Source organism: Nitrospirillum amazonense, from assembly GCF_007828035.1.
Lineage (GTDB): Bacteria > Pseudomonadota > Alphaproteobacteria > Azospirillales > Azospirillaceae > Nitrospirillum > Nitrospirillum amazonense.
On the sequence record NZ_VITV01000006.1, the window covers coordinates 14,239 to 32,994 of the forward strand.

The window sequence follows — 18,756 nt, forward strand, 5'->3', positions numbered from 1 at the left end:
TCGGCCAAGCCTTGGCCGACCGGGGCGTTTACCTGCGCGCCCTGGTCGTGGATGAGTTCGCGGCCAACACCACGGGCGGCCAGGGACAGGGCAAGGCCAATTCACTGGCCACCCCCTTCGGCACCGACCTCGACCTCGATAAGATGGTCGGCTGGTCGGGCGCGACATTCCATATGTCGATCAATGACTCCATCGGCACATCCCTGGCTGCCGAGCACACCTTGAACGCCGTCAGCTTTCAGACGCGTTTCAAGACCTACCACAACATGCGCCTTTCCGCCCTGTCGCTGGATCAGGACTTGTTCGATGGCAAGATCAACATCACCGGCGGGCGCGTCTCTGCGCTGACCTTCTTTAACGCCTCAACCATCTACTGCAACTTCCAGAATAATTCCGTCTGCTTCAACCCCGCCGTCCTGCCGATCCAGAACAAGACCCTGTCTTTCTTTCCCTACGGCACCTGGGGCGGACGGGTGAAGGCCAACCTGTCCAAGACCTTCTACGTCCAGGCGGGGGCGTTCGAAGCCAATACCTCCCTCATCCCCACCAACGGGTTTGACTGGTCGACCAAGGGCGGGACCGGGGTGCAAACCGCGGGTGAGATGGGCTTCCAGTCCGCATCGCCCTTGGAAGACCATGCCTATCACGTGCGCCTGGGCGGTTTCCGCAACACCTCCCCCGTCTCCGACCCATTCCTCAACAGCCGCGGCGTATCACGCATCGCCTACAAGGGCGCGGCGCTGGTCCATGACGAAGGCCAAACCGGCTGGTACGCCATGGGGGACATGGTCGTGGCCCGCTTCAGCGGGGACCGGCAGCGCAACCTGACGCTGTTCGGGGGCATGATCGGGTCGACCGCGGATTATACCCAATTCAAGAAGCAGACGTTGCTGGGGTTCGTGCTGACGGGGCCATTCGAAAGCAGACCGGACGACACCTTCGGCATCGTCGGCAGCTATATCCAATTGGGCCCGCGTGAGGTGGATTTCCTGCGCGCCTCGCGTGCCGCGGCCGGCGGCACGGATCCCGTGCACAACGCCGAAGGCATCTTTGAAATCAACTACGGCTACAAGGTCGCGCGCGGCATCAAGGTCAGCCCCAACATCCAGTACGTTCTGGATCCGGATAACATCCTGCGGCCCGGCGCCGTTCATCAGTCCAAGGACATCCTGGCGTTCGGCGTGCGCCTGTCGGTCGAGCTGGGCGCCGTGTTGGGCTTCCCCGTCTGGCGATAAGGTAAGCCTTGAATATGAGGATCGTGACGGGCGACTTGATCACCACCCCGGCATGCGCAGCACCGGCTTCACCGTCCGCCCGGCTTCGGCGTCGTGGATGGCCTGGTTGATCTCCGCCAGGGGATAGAAAGTGATCAGCCGGTCGAAGGGGAACTGCCCGGCGAGGTACAGGTCGATCAGGGCCGGGATGAACTGGTGCGGGTCGGCGTCACCTTCCACGATGCCGCGCACGCTGCGGCCGCCGCTCATCAAGTGGCCGCCGTCCACCGGCAGGATCTGGCCAAAGGGCATGGCGCCCACCAGGCCGCAGACGCCGCGCGGCGCCAGGCAGCGTACGGCGTCGCCCACGACGGCCAGGCGGGCGGTGGTGTCCAGGGCATAGTCGACGCCCATCCCACCGGTTAGCGCCATGATCCCGTCTACCACTGAGGTGCGACCGGGGTTGAACACGTGGGTGGCGCCCAGCTCTCGCGCCAAGTCCAGCCGGGCCTCCACCAAATCGATAGCGATGATGGAGGCCGCCCCCATCACGCGGGCCGCCATCACGGCGCTGAGGCCGACCGCCCCGGTGCCGAAGACGGCCAGGGACTGGCCGCGCGCCACCCGCAGGGCGTTCATGACCGCGCCCGCCCCAGTCAGGACGCCACAGCCCAGCGGCCCCAGGATCTCCAGGGGCGCCGTCGCCGGCACCTTCACCACGTTGCGTTCAGGACACAAAGCATGGGTGGCGAAGGAGGACTGGCCGAAAACGTTGCCGCCCAGCACCCGCCCTTCCCCCGGCCCCGGCCAGCTCAGGCCACTGCTGCCATCGGCGCGCCGGCCGCTGAAGTTGCGGCCGAAGAAATCATGGCAATAGGCTGGAATATGGTCGTGGCAGGAGGGACAGGCGCCGCAGGAATTGAAGCTCATGACCACACGGTCGCCCGGGGCGACGCGGGTGACGCCCGCCCCCACCCGCACGACGATGCCCGCCCCCTCATGCCCCAGCACCGCCGGCGGCGGCACCGGCAATTCCTGGTCGCGCATGGCCATGTCGGTGTGGCAGACGCCGGTGGCCACCACCCGCACCAGCACCTCATCCGGACGGGGGTCCTCGATCTCCACGGTTTCCAGGGTCAAGGGGGCCTTGACGCCGTGGGCCACGGCGGCGGTGATCTGCATGGGTCGCTGTTTCCTCAGCAAGTCAGAAGGGATAGGCGGGGGCCTGGGGCTGGGTAGTGGTCCAGCGCCAAGTGGTGAACTCATCCCAATTGGCGGGGCCGCTGATGCGGCTGCCGTTGCCGGAAGCCCCCATGCCGCCGAAGGGCGCCTGGGGTTCGGCCACCACGGTCTGGTCGTTGATGTGCAGGTGGCCCGTGCGCAGGCGGGCGCCCAGGCGGGCGGCCCGATCGACATTGGCGCCGATGACACCGGCCGCCAGCCCATAGGTGCCCCGATTGGCCAGATCCACCGCTTGGTCATCATCGGTATAGGCCGTGACCACCGCCACCGGGCCGAAGATTTCCTCCTCGAACGCCGGCATGCTGGGAGTGACACCGGCCAGCACGGTGGGGGCGTAGCAGCGGCCATCATGCGTGCCGCCAGCCAGCAGCTTGGCGCCGGCCGCCACGCTGGCCTCGACGATGGCATGCACCCGGGCCACCTGGCCCGGATCGATCAGCGGGCCGACGGCGACACCGTCCAGCGGGTCGCCCACCGGCAGGGCCCGCGCCTTGGCCACCAGGCGCTCCACCAGGGCGTCGTGCAGGCTGTGGTGCACCAGGATGCGGCCCGTGCTCATGCAGATCTGGCCCTGGTGTAGCCAGGCGCCCCAGGCGGCGTTGCGGGCGGCCAGGTCGATGTCGGCGTCGTCCAGGATGACCAGGGCGTTCTTGCCGCCCAGTTCCAGCTGAACCTTCTTCAGGTGGCGCCCGGCCAGCTCCCCCACCGCGCGGCCGGCGCCGGTGGAACCGGTGAAGGTGATCATGGCGATGTCGGGGTCGGCGCACATGGCCTGCCCCACTTCCGCCCCGCCAGGCAGGATGTGCAGCAGTCCCGGCGGCAGGCCGGCGGCGGCGAAGGCCTGGGCGATGAGGAAGCCGCCGGAGACGGGTGTGCGGGGATCGGGCTTCAGCACCACGGCATTGCCGGCGGCCAGGGCCGGCGCCACCGCGCGGATGGACAGGACCAGCGGGAAGTTGAAGGGGGAGATGACGCCCACCACGCCCAGGGGCACCCGCTCCGCCACGCTGGTGCGCGGCGGGGCCGAAGCCAGGATGTGGCCGCAGGGCTCCAAGGCCATGGCAGCAGCGTGGCGCAGGAAGCCCAGCGCGTGCTCATGCTCCACCTGCGCCTTGCCGCCGGCGGACCCGCCCTCGCGCATCAGCCAGCGCACCACGGCGTCGCCCATGGCGCCCATCACCCGGGCCGCGTCCTCCACCACCCGGGCGCGGGCCGCAGCGGGCAAGGCGGCCCAGGCCGGCTGGGCTGCCCGCGCGACCTGGGCGGCGGCGCGGACATCCGCCGGATTCGCCCGCCCCACCAGGGTGAGGAGCCGGCCGGTCGCCGGCTCCGTCACCTCGATTACCCCGCCCCGGGCCGCGACCCAGGCGCCGGTGAAAATCCGCCCCTCGCCTCGAGCATCCCCCGAGGTGTTCCACGGGCCGTCGAGGCGGGCGTCAGACGCATCGGACACCAACTGCTTGGTCATTTCTTCTTTCCCGGGATCAGTATTTGTATTTCAGGGTGGCGAACCACTGGGCCGGCGGGCTGTAGGTGCCGAAGATGACGCCGGCGGCGTCGTTCTCGTTGCCGGTGGTCAGGTAGCGGTCGTTGGTGATGTTGCTGCCGCCCACCGTGGCCTGCCAGCGTTCGTCCGCCGTGGTGTAGGTGACGGAGGCGTTGACCACGTTGGTCGACTGCCGCTCCAGCAGTGCGGTGTTGGCGGTGTCGTTGTACATGGGATTGGTGTGGGTATAGTCGACGGTGACCCGCAGGCTGGCGCCGTTGGCCAGGCTGGCGGTGTAGGCCGGGCTGACGCTGAACTTCAGGTCCGGCGTCTTGGGCAGGCGGCTGTCCAATGTCACGCCCACCACACGGGGATCGACGCTGGTATAGCGGGCGTGCAGGTAGCCCAGCGTGCCGTCCAGGGTGAAGCCGCCACCCAGCAGGGCCTGCGCCTCCACCTCGCCGCCCCAGATTTCGGCGTCCCCAGCGTTGTGCAGGGTGGGCGATACCCCTTCCTGGAAGTTCAGCTGGATGCCGGTGTAGTCGGTGTGGAAACCCGCCACGTTCAGGCGCAGGCGCCGGTCCAGCAGTTCCGACTTCACGCCCAATTCCACCGTTTCCGCCTTTTCCGGGCCGAAGCCGGGGGCGGTGCCGAGCGGGTTGGACAGGCGCGTGGTCCAACTGCCCGACTTGAAGCCCTTGGACCAGGAGGTATAGGCCATGACGTCGTCGGTCAGGTGGTACTCCGCCCCTAGCCGAGGCGTGAAGATGTAGAAGTCCTTGGTGTTGACGCCGGCGGGGTAGTAGCGCAACGGCTCCCCCGACACGGGGAAGCCCAGGGCCGCGCGGCAGGCCTCCGACACCGGATAGCAGCCGGAAATCTTGTAGTTCAGGCCGTTCAGGTCGGATTGGAAGCCCTCGAACGTCTTGTGTTCCCAGGTGTAGCGGCCGCCCAGCGTCAGGCCGATGCGGTCGGTCAGCTGATAGTTCAGGTGGGTGTAGGCGGCGACCGAGGTGGTATCCAGCTTGTTGGGCCCGTCCAGCTGCAGCAGCCCTTCGTCGAAGGTGACGTAGTCGTGCAGGTTGCCGCCTTCGTTGAAGAAATAGAGGCCGTTGACGAAGTGCAGCCGGCCGTCCAGGGCCTTGCCCGTCAGCTGGAATTCTTGCGAGGTCTGGTGCTGGTCCATGCTGAACGACAGCTCGGCGATGGTGAGTGGCGAGCCGTCGGCGTCCAGGCCCGTTCGCCACAGCAGGCGGCGATAGGCGGTGATGGACTTCAGGTCCAGATCCTCGCCCAGCTCCCAGTCCAGGGTGTTGGCGAGGCCGTAGGATTGCAGCCGGGAGAAGCTGAGGCCGTTGCCGTAGGTCTTGTCGATGTCGCCCGTCAGGAACTGGTTGCCGAAGGTCAGGCGCGGACCCGTGGTCAAGGCAGTTCCCACCACTGCGCGAGGCACGGTGCACAGGTTGGTGAAGTTGGGGTTGCCGCCCACGCCGCTGATGGCGTTCAGGGTCGCCACCGGCAAGGTGACGCAAGCGTTATAGAGGGCCGACAGGCCGCCGCCGGTCACCGTGCCCAGCAGGCTGTTGGCCGTGGCCGACTGGTCCTCCTGCGTGTAGTCGGCGACCAGCGTGTCGGTGACGGGGCCAGACCCCTTCCAATAAAGTTTGGCCCGCACCGTCTGGCTGTTCTGCCCGCCCTGGGTGTCCGAGGTACCGTTGCCGGAGCGGGAGAAGGCGGCGGCATCCGTCACCGTGCCGGCCGCTCCGGGATAAGGCACCACCTGCTGATAGCCGTCCCGCTTCTTGGAGGAGACGGTGATGGTGCTGAACAGGGTGTCGGTCAGCGGGATGTCGGCGGAGGCGCCGACATCGATGCGGTTGAAGCTGCCGCCGGTGATGGCCGCCGTGGCGTGATACTGCTCCGACGGTTGGCGGGTGACGATGCTGATGGCGCCGCCGATGGTGTTGCGGCCGAACAGCGTGCCCTGCGGGCCCTTCAGCACCTCGATATGGTCGACGTCCATCAGGTCGCTGTTGGCGCCCACGGTGCGCGCCAGATAGACGCCGTCGACATAGACGCCCACACCAGGGTCCAGGTTGAAGGCGAAGTCATCCTGGCCGATGCCACGGATGGAGGCGGAAAGGACGGAAGTGGAGCCGGAGAAGGGTGAGCCCGCGTCCAAGGTGACGTTGGGAGCCAGGCCGCCGATGCGCTGGACGTCGTCGATGCCCTTGCCCTCCAGGGCGGCGGAGGAAAAGCTGGAGACGGCGATGGGCACGTCCTGCACGTTTTCCGCCCGCTTCTGCGCGGTCACGATCACGTCCTGCAGTTGGTCGACCACAGGGGGCGTTTCCGCCGCCAGGGCCGCCGGCGCCACCACCAGGGCAGAGACGCCGGCCAGCAGGCCCCAGCGCCGCAAGCCCGGCACATGCATGGCTATCCTCATCCTCATCACCTCCCGTTCCTGTCCGGGCCTTGAAACCGGCCCGGTTATCGATGACGACAGAAGAACACGGGTTGCCGCACCGGATCTTGGAACGGAGCGAAGGGGATTTGACGCGGGGCGAAGGAAAAGACACCGGGTCATTGCGGGCCGCGATAGTCACCCCAGGCGACCCGCAGCGCCGCACGCGGATCGCCCTCCTCCCGGTCCGCCGTATCGATGATGCGCGTCAGCCGGGTGTCCGCGTCGTATGTCGGCCAGCCGGGCGACATGCCGTCGGCGAAATTCAGGAAGGCTCCCTGGAAGCGCTGGCTGACCCGCTTGGACGTCTGGCGGCGGAACAGGTCCAGGCGGCCCAAATCCCCCTCCCCCGTCGTGCCGAACAGCAACGGTAGATCCAGCGCGTGGGTGGCGCCACCGAACATCAGGCGGGCCAAGGGCGTCGCATAGTCGATGCGGTACATCCAGGTGTCGGCGACGTCCGCGTGCCCTTCGGCGATCAGGACGGACGGCGCCCAGAAGATGAAGTCGCCCCCCATGTCGACCGCCGACCGGCGGGAGGGGTAGCCGCAATAGGCGGGGGCCACCCGGCCCCGCACCGCCGGGTCCGTGGCCTGGAACATGGCGTCCAGCCGGTTCACGCGGCTGGGCAGCAGGGGCAGGCCCTTGTCGAGGATCGCCCCCTCGCGCGCCATGGTGCCGATGACCAGCGGTATGGGATGAGCCCTTCCCTGGCGGAACGCGTCCACCGGATGCCAAGGCAGGAAATCGCCGTCGATGACCGGTGAGGTCGCCAGGACGCCGGGGTAGGCGTCCGGCCCCTTGTCAAAGAACAGGCGGAACGACGCCTCCACCAGGCGATCGGCGGGCAGGTCGTGCAAGGCCCGCCCCACGGCCGCCTTATCCTTATGATCGATCTGCAACGCGGTCAGCAGGTCGCGCGCCAGACCGGCATGCCGCTGCGGGCCGTAGGCGCATTGGGCGGCCGGACTCATCACGAAGGCGCGGTGGAACAGGCCGGCGGCGACCGGTGCACACATGAGGCACAGCACCGACATGGCGCCCGCCGAATGGCCGGCGAGGGTCACGTTGGCCGGATCCCCGCCAAAGGCGGCGATGTTGCGCTTCACCCACGCCAGGGCGGCCACCTGGTCACGCAGGCCCACATTGCTGTCCAGGGGGCGGGCAGGCATGGACCACGCGTTGAAGTCGCTGAAGCCGAAGACGCCGATCCGGTAGTTCAGGCTGACGAAGATGACGTCGCCGTCCTTGACGATGCGGTCACCGCGATAGAGCGGGCCGCGCGAGCCGCCCAGGGCGAAGGCGCCACCGTAAAGCCAGACCACCACGGGGCGGGGCGCCCTGGCGGGCGCCAAGGGTGCCGTGATGTTGAGGGTCAGGCAATCCTCGGATATGGGCGTCGTGTCGCCAGCGCCGCCCATGTGTTCGAACCCGCGCGGCTGCATGGGAATGGGGCCGAACTCATGCGCCGCGCGGATGCCCCGCCACGGCACGACGGGGCGTGGCGCGCGGAAACGCAACTCCCCCACCGGCGGTGCCGCGTACGGGATCCCGCGCCAGGCCCGCACCCCATCCTCGACCATGCCGAGGACGTCACCCCCTTCCGTCCGTACCCGAAGGGTGTCCGCCTGATCCATCGCCAACATTCGAGTCCCCTTGGCCAACGCACCGCATGCGGGCCCCGAGGGGCCGCTGGACGCAGCTAACCATGCGCGTGGGCGGGAGTTCTTGGCACCGGGCGAAAGGAACTTGGCGTGGGGCGAAAAGAAGCCCCGGCCAGCGTCGCGGCGACATTTTCGTCATCACAATTGTTGTGTCATATAACAATCATGGCTATGCTGACGGCAAGCGGCATTCCGGTGGGCAAGCGGCCCATTCCGCGGATGTCCGAAACAGGGAGGAAAAAGAGCCATGGGCCTCATGGAGCGCTTTTCCGTGGACACCATAGCGCCGGAACAGCGGCGGGCGTGCTGGAACGACATCGTCGCCCAGGCCTTTCCGAATGTGGCCGTCGATCCCCGGGATGAAGGCTTCACCGCCCATCTCGTCCGCCAGCCCCTCGGGCGGCTGGACTTCGCCTATGTCAATTCCAGCCCGGCCAAGGTGTGCCGCCTGCCGCAGGGCCGACCGCAGGCGGCGGAGGAACCCTATTTCAAGATCCACGCCCAACACCGGGGCAGCAGCCTCAACCGTCAAGGGGGGCGCGAGGCTTGGCTGAACGACGGCGACTGGACGCTGTGCGACAGCCGCAGCCCCTATTCCATCGCCTTCGCCGACACCAACCAGATGCTGGTGGTGAAGCTGCCGCAGTCGCTGCTGACCCGGCGGGTGCCGGATCCGGAACGCCTGGTCGGGGTGCGCATGGGGGCCGACCGGCCGGAGTCCCGCATGCTGCTGTCGCTGCTGCGCTCCCTGGCGCCGCAGGCCGATCTGCCGACGGAACCGGGCTGGACCGGCGCCGTGGCCGACATCCTGCTGGACGTACTGGCGCTGGCCTGCCGGGGCGACGCCGCGTGTGAGCCGGCCCCGGACGGCGACGGCGTTCCGGTCCAGGGCGCGCTGGCCCACTGGACCCGGCAGGTGCGGGGGCATGTGGACGCCCATTTGCGCGACCCCTGCCTGAACAGCGCCCGCATCGCAACGGCGCTGGGCATCTCATCCCGCTATGTACAGATGGCGTTCGCCAGCCTGGGCACCACCGCGACCGCCTACATCCTGAGCCGCCGCCTGGAATTGGCCGCCACCACGCTGCGACAGGCGCACTACACCGCCGGCGGCACCATCAGCGACATCGCCTACGATGTCGGCTTCAACGACCTCTCCCACTTCAGCCGCAGCTTCCGCGCCCATTTCGGCGTCAGCCCCCGCGCCTACCGCGCGGGCCGGTTCGCCGCCTGACCCCATTATCGAATTAACCAACCAAAAAGGGGTCGTGCGACCCCGTGACAGGAAAACAGGACCATGACTGCCGATACCGTTGCTTACCATGTCGCCGATGGCATCGCCTGGGTGCGTTTCAACCGGCCTGAAAAGCGCAACTGCATGAACCCCGCCCTGAACCGCCGCATGATGGAGGTGCTGGACGAGCTGGAGTTTCGCGACGACGTCGGCGTGCTGGTCCTGTCGGGTGAGGGCAGCGCCTGGTCAGCCGGCATGGACCTGAAGGAATATTTCCGCGAGACGGAGGCCAAAGGCCTGGGCGCCGTGCGCCAGTCGCAGCGGGAAAGCTATGGCTGGTGGCGGGCCCTGCGCTGGTACCAGAAGCCGACCATCGCCATGGTCAACGGCTGGTGCTTCGGCGGCGGCTATGGCCCGCTCTACGCCTGTGACTTGGCCATCGCCGCCGAGGAGGCCAAGTTCGCCCTGTCAGAGATCAACTGGGGCATCCTGCCCGGTGGCGGCGCGACCAAGGTGGTGGTCGACCTGATGCCCCTGCGCGACGCCATGTACCATGCCCTGACCGGTGAACTGATCGATGGCAAGAAGGCCGCCGAATGGCGACTGGTGAACGAGGCGGTGCCATTGGACCGGTTGCAGGACCGGGTGACGCAGGTGGCCAGGATGCTGCTGGAAAAGAACCCGGCGGCGCTGAAAGCCACGAAGGACGCGGTGCGCCGGGTCAAGGAAATGACCTACGATAATGCCGAGGACTATCTGGTCCGCGCGCAGGAGGCGGCCAATTTCCATGACAACACCGGCCGCAAGGAAGGCATCCGCCAGTTCATCGACGAGAAAAGCTACAAGCCCGGCCTGGGCGCCTACCGGCGGGGATGAGGGCGCCTTCCCCTTTCCCCCGTCCATCCCCCTCGGCAACCGCGAAGCCCGCCGCCATGACCGTGCCCCCCTCCTTCCTGCCCGCACCGGATCCGGTCGCCTTCCAGGCGGCGGCGCAGCCGGACACGCTGGCCCTGGCCGACCTGACCAGTGGCCGGCGGTACACCTATGCCGCGCTGGACCAGGCGGTAAACCGCTGCGCCACCTGGCTGGCGGCGACGCTGGGCGCCCCCGCCGGCCAGCGCATCGCCGTCCTGGGCCGCAACGATGCGGCCATGATCGTGCTGCATCTGGCCGGCGCGCGGCTGGGGTCCATCTTCGCGCCGCTGAACTGGCGCCTCACCGTGCCGGAACTGGCCTTCCAGGTGCAGGACGCCGAACCCGCCCTGTTGCTGGCCGATGCCGAGTTCCTGGAGACCGCCCGCCGGGCGGCGGATGGCACGGGGACACGGGTCATGACCCTGGCGTCGGCCGAAGCCGATTGGGACCAGGCCGTCCCCGTCCGCCCGGCCGGCCCGCCCCATGCCGACGCGCCCAGCACCCTGCTCTACACCTCCGGCACGTCCGGCCGGCCTAAGGGTGCCCTGCTGACGGAAACCAACCTGTTCTTCACCACCATCAATTTCGGGCTGATGAACAGGATCAGCGGCGGTTCCGTCGTGCTGTGCGACATGCCGCTATTCCATGTGGTGGGCCTGGTATCGCTGGCGCGCACGCCGCTGACCCACGGCGGCACGCTGCTGGTGTCCCGGGGGTTCGAACCGGCGGCGACCCTGACCCGCCTGGCCGACCCGGCGCTGGGCGTCACCCATTACATGTGCGTGCCGCAGATGGCCCAGACGCTGCGCCAGCATCCCGACTATGACCCGGCGCGGCTGCGGCGGCTGGTGGCCCTGTGCACCGGCGGCGCGCCCATGCCGGCCGCCCTGATCCAGCGCTTCTGCGACGATGGCATTACCATCGCGGATGGCTACGGCATGAGCGAGGCGGGGACCGTGCTGGGCATGCCCCTGGGCGATCGTGACCGCATTGCCGCCAAGGCGGGGTCGGCCGGTATCCCCGGCCCCACGGTGCGCCTGCGCCTGGTGGACGACGAAGGGCGGGACGTGCCCGATGGCCAGGTGGGGGAGGTGTGGATCAGCGGCCCTAACCTGTCGGCCGGATACTGGCGCCGGCCGGAACTGCCCACGCTGGCGCACCTGGGCGGCTGGCTGCGCACCGGCGATGCCGCCCGGCGGGACGCCGACGGTTACTACTATCTGGTGGACCGCAAGAAGGACATGTTCATCTCCGGCGGGGAAAACGTCTATCCGGCGGAGGTGGAGGCGGCGGTCATGGAGCTGGACTGCGTGGCCGAGGTCGCGGTCATCGGCGTGCCGGACGAGCGCTGGGGGGAGGCCGGCTGGGCCTATGTCGTGGTCCGCGCGGGACAGACCGTGACGCCGGAGCAGGTGCTGGCCCACCTGGATGGCCGCATCGCCCGTTACAAGCGTCCCCAGCGGGTGCTGATCGTGGACAGCCTGCCCCGCACCGGATCCGGCAAGGTGCAGAAGCATGTGCTGCGGCAGCAGGCGGCGGCGGATTGACACCCAAGGAAAAGGCTGGCGGCCCGGTGACGGACCGCCAGCCCGCCCCTCACCTCAGAACTTGGTGTCCAGCCGGATGTAGACCTGCCGGCCCAGCGCATCCTCCAGGCTGGGCAGATAGCCGGTGAACTTGGCCCAGGGCGGGTCGCGGTCCAGCAGGTTGACCGCACCCACGCTGACCCGGACGGCATCCGTGGCCTGGAAGGCGTACTGCGCGTCCCACACCACCCAGGACCCCACCGTGGCCGAACTGGCCGCCCCCAGGTTCACGCCGTAATCGTCGACCACGCCGGAGGTGTAGCGCATGGTCAGGGTGGCGGTGTGGGGCCCGTGTTCCCAGGTCAGATAGGTGTTGTCGCGCCAGCGCGGCGTGACGGGGGCGAAGCTGTTGGCGTTGCGGTGGCCCACCACTTCATAGATGGGGCCGCCAGGATTGTTCTGGATCTCATAGCTGTGGATGTAGGCCAGCGTGCTGCGCAGGGTCACTTCATGACCGTCCAGGTCCCAGGTATAGGCGGCGGAGACGTCGATGCCGTCGGTTGTGACCGCCCCGGCATTGAAATAGCCGACATTGACACCCACCAGCGTGCCGCTGGCGTCGCGGATGACGGCCGGCCCCGTCGGGTCGGCGTTGATCACGGCCTGGGCGTTCTGCAGCGCGATCTTCTTCTTGAAGTCATAGTTCCAGTAATCGACCGACACCTCGGCGTGGCGGATCGGGTTCCAGGTGATGCCCAGATCGTAGTTGGTTGAGGTTTCCGGCTGCAGCTTGTTGTTGGGCACCGTGTTGACGTTGCGGAAGGTACCCTTGTCCCCGGCCACCAGCGGGTCATACAGGTTGGACGTGCCGCCGGTGGCAGCACTGCCCACCGATTGGGCCAGGGCCGGGGCGCGGAAGGCGGTGCTGGCCGCGGCCCGCAGGGTCAGTTCCGGCGTCGCATGCCAGTTGACGCCGATCTTGGGGTCGACGCTGTCGAAGGGGCCGTAATCCTCATATCGGATGGCGCCGTCGACATAGAGGTCTTTCAGGATGGGCAGGCCCAGCTCGGCGAAGCCGCTGCCGATCTGGCGGGTGCCCGATCCCGACACCCCCGGCGGCAGGTAGGCGGTGCGGCCGCTGGTGCGGAAGGCGTCATAGAGGATGGAGCGATATTCGTTACGGAACTGACCGCCCACGGCTAGCGCGCTGGTGCCCCCCGGCAGGTCGAACAGCTTCCCGGTCACCACCCCCTCCGCGATCATGTATTCCGACACGGTGCGCGAAGTGGTGTAGGTGAAGAACTGGTCGATGACCGCCTGGCTGTTGACCTTCTGGTCCTTGCCGAAGGGGCTGAAGTAGGAACAGCCGTTGGTGCCGGGGGCGAAGCTGGCGGTGCCGTTGAAGGACACCGGGCACCCGGCGCCGCCATAGCCGTTGACGGCGTATTGTAGCGACACCAGGTCGGTTTCCTTGACGTCGTAGACCTGCTGTTCACGGGAATAGACGCCGTCCAGCGAATATTCCCAATCGCCCCACAGCTTGCCCTTGGCGCCCAGCACCAGGTGGGTGCCGGTTAAATCCGTCTTATCGTCGTCATGGGGACCGTTCACGCCCATGACACGGCCGAGGAAGGTGACGGGGACGCCGAAGGGATTGCCGGGGTTGCTGGCGGGCACGATGATGTTGCCGCGGGTGATAGGCGTGCTGGCCACCCCGTAGCGGTCGGAATCCTGGAAGTAATAGCGGCCTTCGAAGAAGATCTGCTGGGTGTCCGTCAGGTCATAGGTGCCGCGCACATGCGACAGCACCTGCTTGTAGGCCGGTTGGATGGGGTTCATGGCCTGGTAGCTGAACTGGCAGGCGCCCAGGGGGAAGCTGTTGCCCACGAACACGCCGCCGGTGCCGGGAACATCACAGCTGGGGTCCGCCACCTGCACGTTCTTGGTGGCCGCCACCGTGGGGTTGGCCCCGGCGGCGACGCGGGCCGCCACGGTGTTGTTGTACAGCTGGGTATAATCAATGGCGCCGTTGACGCCGTTGTTGATGACGACGTCGCCGCCGCTGGCCGTGTGCGGGGCCGAGGACAGGATGAAGTTGCCCGGCTGCGACGTGCCCGAGGGGCTGTAGAAGTTCGTCACCCGGCGCTGGGAATTCTGCAGGTTCTTCTGGTGTTCGTAGCTGAACGATCCGACGACGTGGAAGCGGTCGCCGCCGCCGCCGAACATGCCCTCCGCTAGATACTTGGGCGCGCCATCGATGAAGGTGTACTGCCCGCCCGCGGCCACGCCGTTGAACTTGTCATCGGTGATGAAGTTCATGACGCCGGCGATGGCATCGGAGCCGTACAGGGCCGACGCGCCGTCCAGCACCGTCTCCACCCGCTGGATCTCGATCAGCGGCACCAGGGCGTTCAGGTTGACGTAGGGGTTGAGGTTGCTGTCCGTGTCCGTGGCCGCCGTGCGATGGCCGTTCAGCAGCACCAGGGTGGAGGACGGACCCAGGCCGCGCAGGTTGGCGGAGCGGGAGCCGTGGTTTTCCGGCCCGCCCTTGGACAGATCCTGCGCGCCGCCCATGCTGCCGATGTTGGCCGGGGTCAGGTTGGTCAGTTGGCTGAGGTTGCTGACGCCCGAGCGGCTGATGGCGTCGCGGTCCAGGGTCTGGGTCGGGTCGGGAATATCGGCCTGGCTTTTCACCTTGAGATAGGTGCCGGTGACGACGATCTCCGCGATGCCATCGTCGGTCGAATCCGCATCCTTTTGCTGGGCCATGGCGGGATAGGCCCCAGCGCACAAAGAAATGAGCCCCACGACCGAAGCGGTCGCCCGCAGATGAGCTGCAAATCCAGGCGCGGATACACTTCCAATTTTCATTATTTTCCCTCCCCGATTGGCGTTTTATGCCGGCCCACGGCGGCATCGCCTTCTCTATTCATGGGGAGTATTGTAGGGGCCGTTAGATTTGTAAAATTTGTTTTTTACATGCATTAATAAACTGCACTTATCAATGCAACCATCACAAAACCGCCGCCATCGGCATGGCAACGATTGTGATGAATGTGGTTGCCGTGATAAGGAATTTATATGGATGTCAATCTTCGGCAGATCCGCGCCTTCCTGGCGGTGGTCGGGCTCGGCGGCTTCACCCGTGCCGCCGGCGCGCTGAACATTTCCCAGCCCGCCCTGACCATCCGCATCCGCCAGCTGGAGGACCAAATCGGCCTGCGCCTGTTCGACCGCAACACCCGATCGGTGCAGTTGACCCGCGTGGGTCAGGAATTGTTGCCCGTGTTCCAGCGCCTGATGAAGGATTTCGACGGCGCCATGGCCGACATCCGGGAATTTTCGGAAGAGCCGCGCGGCACCATCCGCGTGGCTGTGTTGCCCAGCTTCGCCGCCGGGCCCCTGCCGGCGCTGATCGCGGACTTCCGCGCCCGCAACCCTCGCGTCTCCTTCGTGCTGAAGGATGCCGTGGGCAAGCGTGTGCTGGCCATGGTCCGCAATGAGGAGGTGGATTTCGGAATTGGCGTCGGCGGTGTCGATGAGCCGGACCTCGATACCATCGACGTCTTCGAGGACCGCATGGTGCTGGTCTATCCCCGCGGCCACGCGGCGGGGGAACTGCCCCTGGCCTCCGTCCCCGTCATTTCCCAGTTCCCGCTGGTGCTGATGGACAAGGACACCAGCGTGCGCCGCCTGGTGGACGAGGCCTTCGCCGCTGCCGGCTCCATCGCCACCCCGGCGTGCGAGGCGACCTACATGTCCACGGCGGTCAGCATGGTGCGCGCCGGCCTGGGCCTGGCCATCCTGCCGGCCTCCGCCATCGAGATCCGGGGCTTCGCCGACATCGCCACGCGGCCGATCGACGATGCCGGCTTCGTCCGCCGCATCGTCATCATCAAGCGCCGGGGAAGCTCGCTGCTGCCCGCGGTGGAGGAATTCACCAAGGTGCTGCTGGCGGCGGCCAACTCCTGCGCCACGCCTTCGGCCCCGTGCCTAGATGTCGAGGTCCAGGATGGCGGAGCTGAGGCACTTGCCATGGGCGTCCAAGGCCAATGAGCGTGTGACGCCGCCGCCCAGCGTGCGCGTCAGGACGAAGTTCAGCGCCCCCAGCCCCGGCAGGGCATAGCGCATGACCTCACCCTGGACCAGGGTGCCAAGGTGCTGGCGCACCCGTTCCGCCGTCACCGCCGCCTCCAGCCGCGCGTAATCTTCCGCCCGATAGGCGATGACGGAAATGTTGGAGGTGTTGCCCTTGTCGCCCGTGCGGGAATGGGCCAGGTCACGCAGCTTCATGGCTGAACCTCCAACATATGGATTTGCGGGCTGACCAGGTCGCGGGGGATCAGGGTCGACTGCACGGCGATGACCTCCTTGGCCATCTTGGTGGCGCCGCCGCCGCCGGCCGGGCCGTTGGTGTACAGCCCCTCCACCTCGTTGCCGATGCGCTCGGCATCCTTCAGGGTGTGGGTCCGGCCAGCGACGCGCAGGCGGACCTCATAGGGTTCGGGGGCGGCGGCCGACAGCTCAGGCCCATGGATGGCGTCCACGCCGATGAGGTCCAGCCGCAGCTCACGCAAGGGCACGCCGATGATGCGCAGGCGTTCCGCCACGATGTCGCGGGCCAGGCGCGCCCGCGACAGGGCGCCAGGACCGGCGTAGGAGATCTGGCCCTCGCCGATGTAACCATCGCTGTAACCCAGCGAGACCTTGAGGCTGCCGGGCCGCGCGGCCCCGCCGCCGCCATCCACTCTCACCTGGTCGGGACCCGCCTCGGTGATGGACACGCCGCTGAAATCGGCCGCCACGTCCGGTGTCAGATAGCGCGCGGGATCGTGCACCTCATACAGCAGTTGCTCCCGGCAGGTGGCGCCGGTGATCAGGCCGCCGCTGCCCGCCACCTTGGTGATGGTAACGGCGCCATCGGCCGCGACCTCGGCGATGGGAAAGCCCAGGCGCGCCAGGTTGGGCACGTCCTTGTAGCCGGGATCGGCGAAATAGCCGCCGCTGACCTGGCCGGCGCATTCCATAAGGTGGCCGACCAGCGTGCCCTTGCCCATGAGCGTCCAATCATCCGCCGCCCAGCCGAATTCATGCACCAGCGGCGCCAGGAACAGCGACGGGTCGGCCACCCGGCCGGTGACGACCACGTCGGCCCCATCCTTCAGCGCCCGCACGATGGGCTCCGCCCCCAGGTAGGCGTTGGCGGCCACCAGGTTGTCCGAAAGGCTGGACACCGGGGCGCCGGTTTCCTCAATCGTCAGGTCCTGGCGGGCGCGGATGATCTCCGTCACGTCATCGCCGGTGACGATGGCGATGCGCAACGGCCCCAGCCCCAGGGATCGGGCAACGGCAGCGACGGCAGCGCCGGCGGCATGGGGGTTGGCGGCCCCCATATTGGTGATGATGGTGATGCCATTGCGCCGGCAGGCGGGCAGGACAGCCGCCATGCGATCGGCCAGCAGGGGGTCGAAGCCGGCGGAGGGATCCCGCCGCTTGGCCAATTGGGCCAGGGCGATGGTCCGTTCGGCCAGGCATTCGAAGACCAGATAGCGGATGTCCCCCGCCTCGGCCAGTTCCACCGCCGGCTCGATACGGTCGCCGGAATAGCCGGCGCCGGTGCCTAGTCTGACGCGTTTCAACGCGGATGCCTCCTGGTCGCGGGTCCCTACAGGGGCAGCACGCCGATGACGACGGCGACCACCGTCATCAGCAGCGTGGCGCCGAACAGGTAGGGAATGCTGAATTTCTGGTGCTCCCCCAGGCCGATGCCGGTTAGCCCGATCACCAGGAAGGTGGCGGGCGTCAGGGGGCTGACGGGGAAGCCGGTGGTCATCTGGCCCAGCACGGCGGCCTGCGCCACATGCACGGGCTGGCCGCCCAGGCTGCCGTGAACCGAGGCGATGACCGGCAGGATGCCGAAGTAGAAGGAGTCGGGGTCGAACAGCAGGCTGAGCGGCATGGACAGCACGCCCAGGATGACGGGAATGTGCCCCGCCATGCCGGACGGCATCACGGATACCGCCGCGCCGGCCATGGCCTTCAGCATGCCGCTGCCCTGCATGATGCCGGTGAAGGCGCCGGCGGCCAGCAGGATGCCGGCCATCATCAGCGCCGCCTTGGCATGGGCGTCCACCCGCCGGCGCTGTTCCGCCACGTCGGGATAGTTCAGCATCAGGGCCGCCACCGTGCCCAGCATGAACATGACCACCGGATCGACCCAGCCGCCCACCATGACCGTCATGACGGCGACCGTCAGGGCCAGGTTCAGCCAGAACAGCCGGGGGCGGCGCAACGCCCGCTCCTCCGCCGTCAACGGCCGTTCCGCGACCGGGACGGGCCCGGCGCCGGCCCCCGATCCAACCAGGGACAGACGGCGTTCCTCCCGCCGACCCAGCCACCAGGCGGCGGCGAAGACAAAGGCAAGGCCCGCCGCCTGCACCGGCAGCAGCGGCCGAAAGATGTCGGACACCGGCAGGTGCAGGGCGGCGGCGGCGCGGATCATGGGGCCCGTCCAGGGCAGGAAATTCACCCCCGCCGCCAGCGAGGTGACGCAGGCCAGGATGCGTCGGTCCATACCCAGCCGGTCGAACAGCGGCAGCATGGCGGGAATGGTCACCAGGAAGGTCACCGCCCCCGACCCGTCCAGATGGATCAGCAGTGCCAAAAAGGCGGCACCCACGGTGATGCGCCAGGGCCGGTGCCCCACCAGGCGCAGGATCCGGCTGATGATGGGGTCCAGCATGCCGGCGTCGGTGACCACGCCGAAATAGAGGATGGCGAAGACGAACATGCCGGCCACCGGGGCGATGGCCTTGATGCCGTCCAGGATGAACCGGCTGGTCTCCAGCCCGAAACCGCCCAGCAGCGCCCCGGTGACGGGCACGACGATCAGGGCCACCAGGGGCGACAGCCGGTTGCTGAGGATGGCCAGGAACAGGACGGTGACCGTGCCGAAACCCAGTACCGCGATCATGCCTCTCCCCCTTCTCTCGCGTCCGGTTCAGCCCGGAC

Annotated in this window: 13 protein-coding genes; 5 read left to right on the plus strand and 8 right to left on the minus strand. The window is 67.8% G+C overall.

Translation table 11 applies throughout. The features are described from left to right. Positions 1 to 11 precede the first annotated feature (11 nt). Complete coding sequence (locus FBZ87_RS17680) at positions 12 to 1,235, plus strand: carbohydrate porin (RefSeq protein WP_186454823.1); 1,224 nt, start codon at positions 12 to 14, stop codon at positions 1,233 to 1,235. A 39-nt stretch (positions 1,236 to 1,274) separates the two neighbouring features. On the opposite strand, the gene FBZ87_RS17685 is transcribed toward FBZ87_RS17680, so the two are convergent. The 4 genes from FBZ87_RS17685 to FBZ87_RS17700 form a co-directional block, all read right to left on the minus strand. Then, positions 1,275 to 2,396, minus strand: a complete 1,122-nt coding sequence (locus tag FBZ87_RS17685) for an NAD(P)-dependent alcohol dehydrogenase (RefSeq protein ID WP_145611801.1) — start codon at positions 2,394 to 2,396, stop codon at positions 1,275 to 1,277. Between the two features lie 22 nt (positions 2,397 to 2,418). Continuing rightward, complete coding sequence (locus FBZ87_RS17690) at positions 2,419 to 3,924, minus strand: benzaldehyde dehydrogenase (protein ID WP_145611804.1); 1,506 nt, start codon at positions 3,922 to 3,924, stop codon at positions 2,419 to 2,421. Between the two features lie 16 nt (positions 3,925 to 3,940). Continuing rightward, positions 3,941 to 6,388, minus strand: a complete 2,448-nt coding sequence (locus FBZ87_RS17695; protein ID WP_211106978.1) for a TonB-dependent receptor — start codon at positions 6,386 to 6,388, stop codon at positions 3,941 to 3,943. 137 nt (positions 6,389 to 6,525) lie between these two features. Continuing rightward, positions 6,526 to 8,052 carry a carboxylesterase/lipase family protein gene (locus tag FBZ87_RS17700; protein ID WP_145611806.1) on the minus strand — a complete coding sequence of 509 codons (1,527 nt, stop codon included), beginning with the start codon at positions 8,050 to 8,052 and terminating at the stop codon, positions 6,526 to 6,528. A 265-nt stretch (positions 8,053 to 8,317) separates the two neighbouring features. Here FBZ87_RS17700 and FBZ87_RS17705 point away from each other — a divergent pair, with 265 nt between their 5' ends. The 3 genes from FBZ87_RS17705 to FBZ87_RS17715 all read left to right on the plus strand — a co-directional run bounded on the left by FBZ87_RS17705 (position 8,318) and on the right by FBZ87_RS17715 (position 11,766). Then, entirely contained in the window at positions 8,318 to 9,304 is a 987-nt protein-coding gene (locus tag FBZ87_RS17705; protein WP_145611808.1) for an AraC-like ligand-binding domain-containing protein, read from the plus strand. Positions 9,305 to 9,367: 63 nt separating this feature from the next. Further along, positions 9,368 to 10,180, plus strand: a complete 813-nt coding sequence (locus tag FBZ87_RS17710; RefSeq protein WP_145611810.1) for a p-hydroxycinnamoyl CoA hydratase/lyase — start codon at positions 9,368 to 9,370, stop codon at positions 10,178 to 10,180. A 56-nt stretch (positions 10,181 to 10,236) separates the two neighbouring features. Beyond that, positions 10,237 to 11,766 (plus strand): AMP-binding protein, encoded by a 1,530-nt coding sequence (locus FBZ87_RS17715; RefSeq protein WP_186454824.1) that lies wholly within the window; start codon positions 10,237 to 10,239, stop codon positions 11,764 to 11,766. A gap of 54 nt (positions 11,767 to 11,820) precedes the next feature. Here FBZ87_RS17715 and FBZ87_RS17720 read toward each other — a convergent pair whose 3' ends face one another. Then, positions 11,821 to 14,514, minus strand: coding sequence for a TonB-dependent receptor plug domain-containing protein (locus FBZ87_RS17720; RefSeq protein WP_186454825.1), 2,694 nt, complete (start codon positions 14,512 to 14,514; stop codon positions 11,821 to 11,823). 312 nt (positions 14,515 to 14,826) lie between these two features. Here FBZ87_RS17720 and FBZ87_RS17725 point away from each other — a divergent pair, with 312 nt between their 5' ends. Beyond that, on the plus strand, positions 14,827 to 15,801 hold the full coding sequence (locus FBZ87_RS17725) for a LysR family transcriptional regulator (RefSeq protein ID WP_145611813.1): 975 nt from the start codon (positions 14,827 to 14,829) through the stop codon (positions 15,799 to 15,801). On the opposite strand, the gene FBZ87_RS17730 is transcribed toward FBZ87_RS17725, so the two are convergent. From FBZ87_RS17730 to FBZ87_RS17740, 3 genes are read right to left on the minus strand one after another with little or no spacing between them, the layout of a single operon-like run. After that, positions 15,739 to 16,038 carry an AtuA-related protein gene (locus FBZ87_RS17730; protein ID WP_145611815.1) on the minus strand — a complete coding sequence of 100 codons (300 nt, stop codon included), beginning with the start codon at positions 16,036 to 16,038 and terminating at the stop codon, positions 15,739 to 15,741. The genes FBZ87_RS17725 and FBZ87_RS17730 overlap by 63 nt on opposite strands. After that, positions 16,035 to 17,384: an acyclic terpene utilization AtuA family protein gene (locus FBZ87_RS17735; RefSeq protein ID WP_145611817.1), complete on the minus strand. Its 1,350-nt coding sequence runs from the start codon at positions 17,382 to 17,384 to the stop codon at positions 16,035 to 16,037. Before FBZ87_RS17735 ends, FBZ87_RS17730 begins: the two co-directional genes overlap by 4 nt. 26 nt (positions 17,385 to 17,410) lie before the next feature. After that, a complete protein-coding gene (locus FBZ87_RS17740; RefSeq protein WP_145611819.1) occupies positions 17,411 to 18,718 on the minus strand; it encodes a CitMHS family transporter in 1,308 nt (435 codons plus the stop codon). Between the last annotated feature and the right edge of the window lie 38 nt (positions 18,719 to 18,756).

Excerpts from the sequence above, each read along its gene's own strand:
- FBZ87_RS17685 (WP_145611801.1), bottom strand. The coding sequence starts at position 2,396 with ATGCAGATCACCGCCGCCGTGGCCCACGGCGTCAAGGCCCCCTTGACC.
- FBZ87_RS17690 (WP_145611804.1), bottom strand. The coding sequence starts at position 3,924 with ATGACCAAGCAGTTGGTGTCCGATGCGTCTGACGCCCGCCTCGACGGC.
- FBZ87_RS17695 (WP_211106978.1), bottom strand. The coding sequence starts at position 6,388 with ATGAGGATAGCCATGCATGTGCCGGGCTTGCGGCGCTGGGGCCTGCTG.
- FBZ87_RS17700 (WP_145611806.1), bottom strand. The coding sequence starts at position 8,052 with ATGTTGGCGATGGATCAGGCGGACACCCTTCGGGTACGGACGGAAGGG.
- FBZ87_RS17705 (WP_145611808.1), top strand. The coding sequence starts at position 8,318 with ATGGGCCTCATGGAGCGCTTTTCCGTGGACACCATAGCGCCGGAACAG.
- FBZ87_RS17710 (WP_145611810.1), top strand. The coding sequence starts at position 9,368 with ATGACTGCCGATACCGTTGCTTACCATGTCGCCGATGGCATCGCCTGG.
- FBZ87_RS17715 (WP_186454824.1), top strand. The coding sequence starts at position 10,237 with ATGACCGTGCCCCCCTCCTTCCTGCCCGCACCGGATCCGGTCGCCTTC.
- FBZ87_RS17720 (WP_186454825.1), bottom strand. The coding sequence starts at position 14,514 with ATGGCCCAGCAAAAGGATGCGGATTCGACCGACGATGGCATCGCGGAG.
- FBZ87_RS17725 (WP_145611813.1), top strand. The coding sequence starts at position 14,827 with ATGGATGTCAATCTTCGGCAGATCCGCGCCTTCCTGGCGGTGGTCGGG.
- FBZ87_RS17730 (WP_145611815.1), bottom strand. The coding sequence starts at position 16,038 with ATGAAGCTGCGTGACCTGGCCCATTCCCGCACGGGCGACAAGGGCAAC.
- FBZ87_RS17740 (WP_145611819.1), bottom strand. The coding sequence starts at position 18,718 with ATGATCGCGGTACTGGGTTTCGGCACGGTCACCGTCCTGTTCCTGGCC.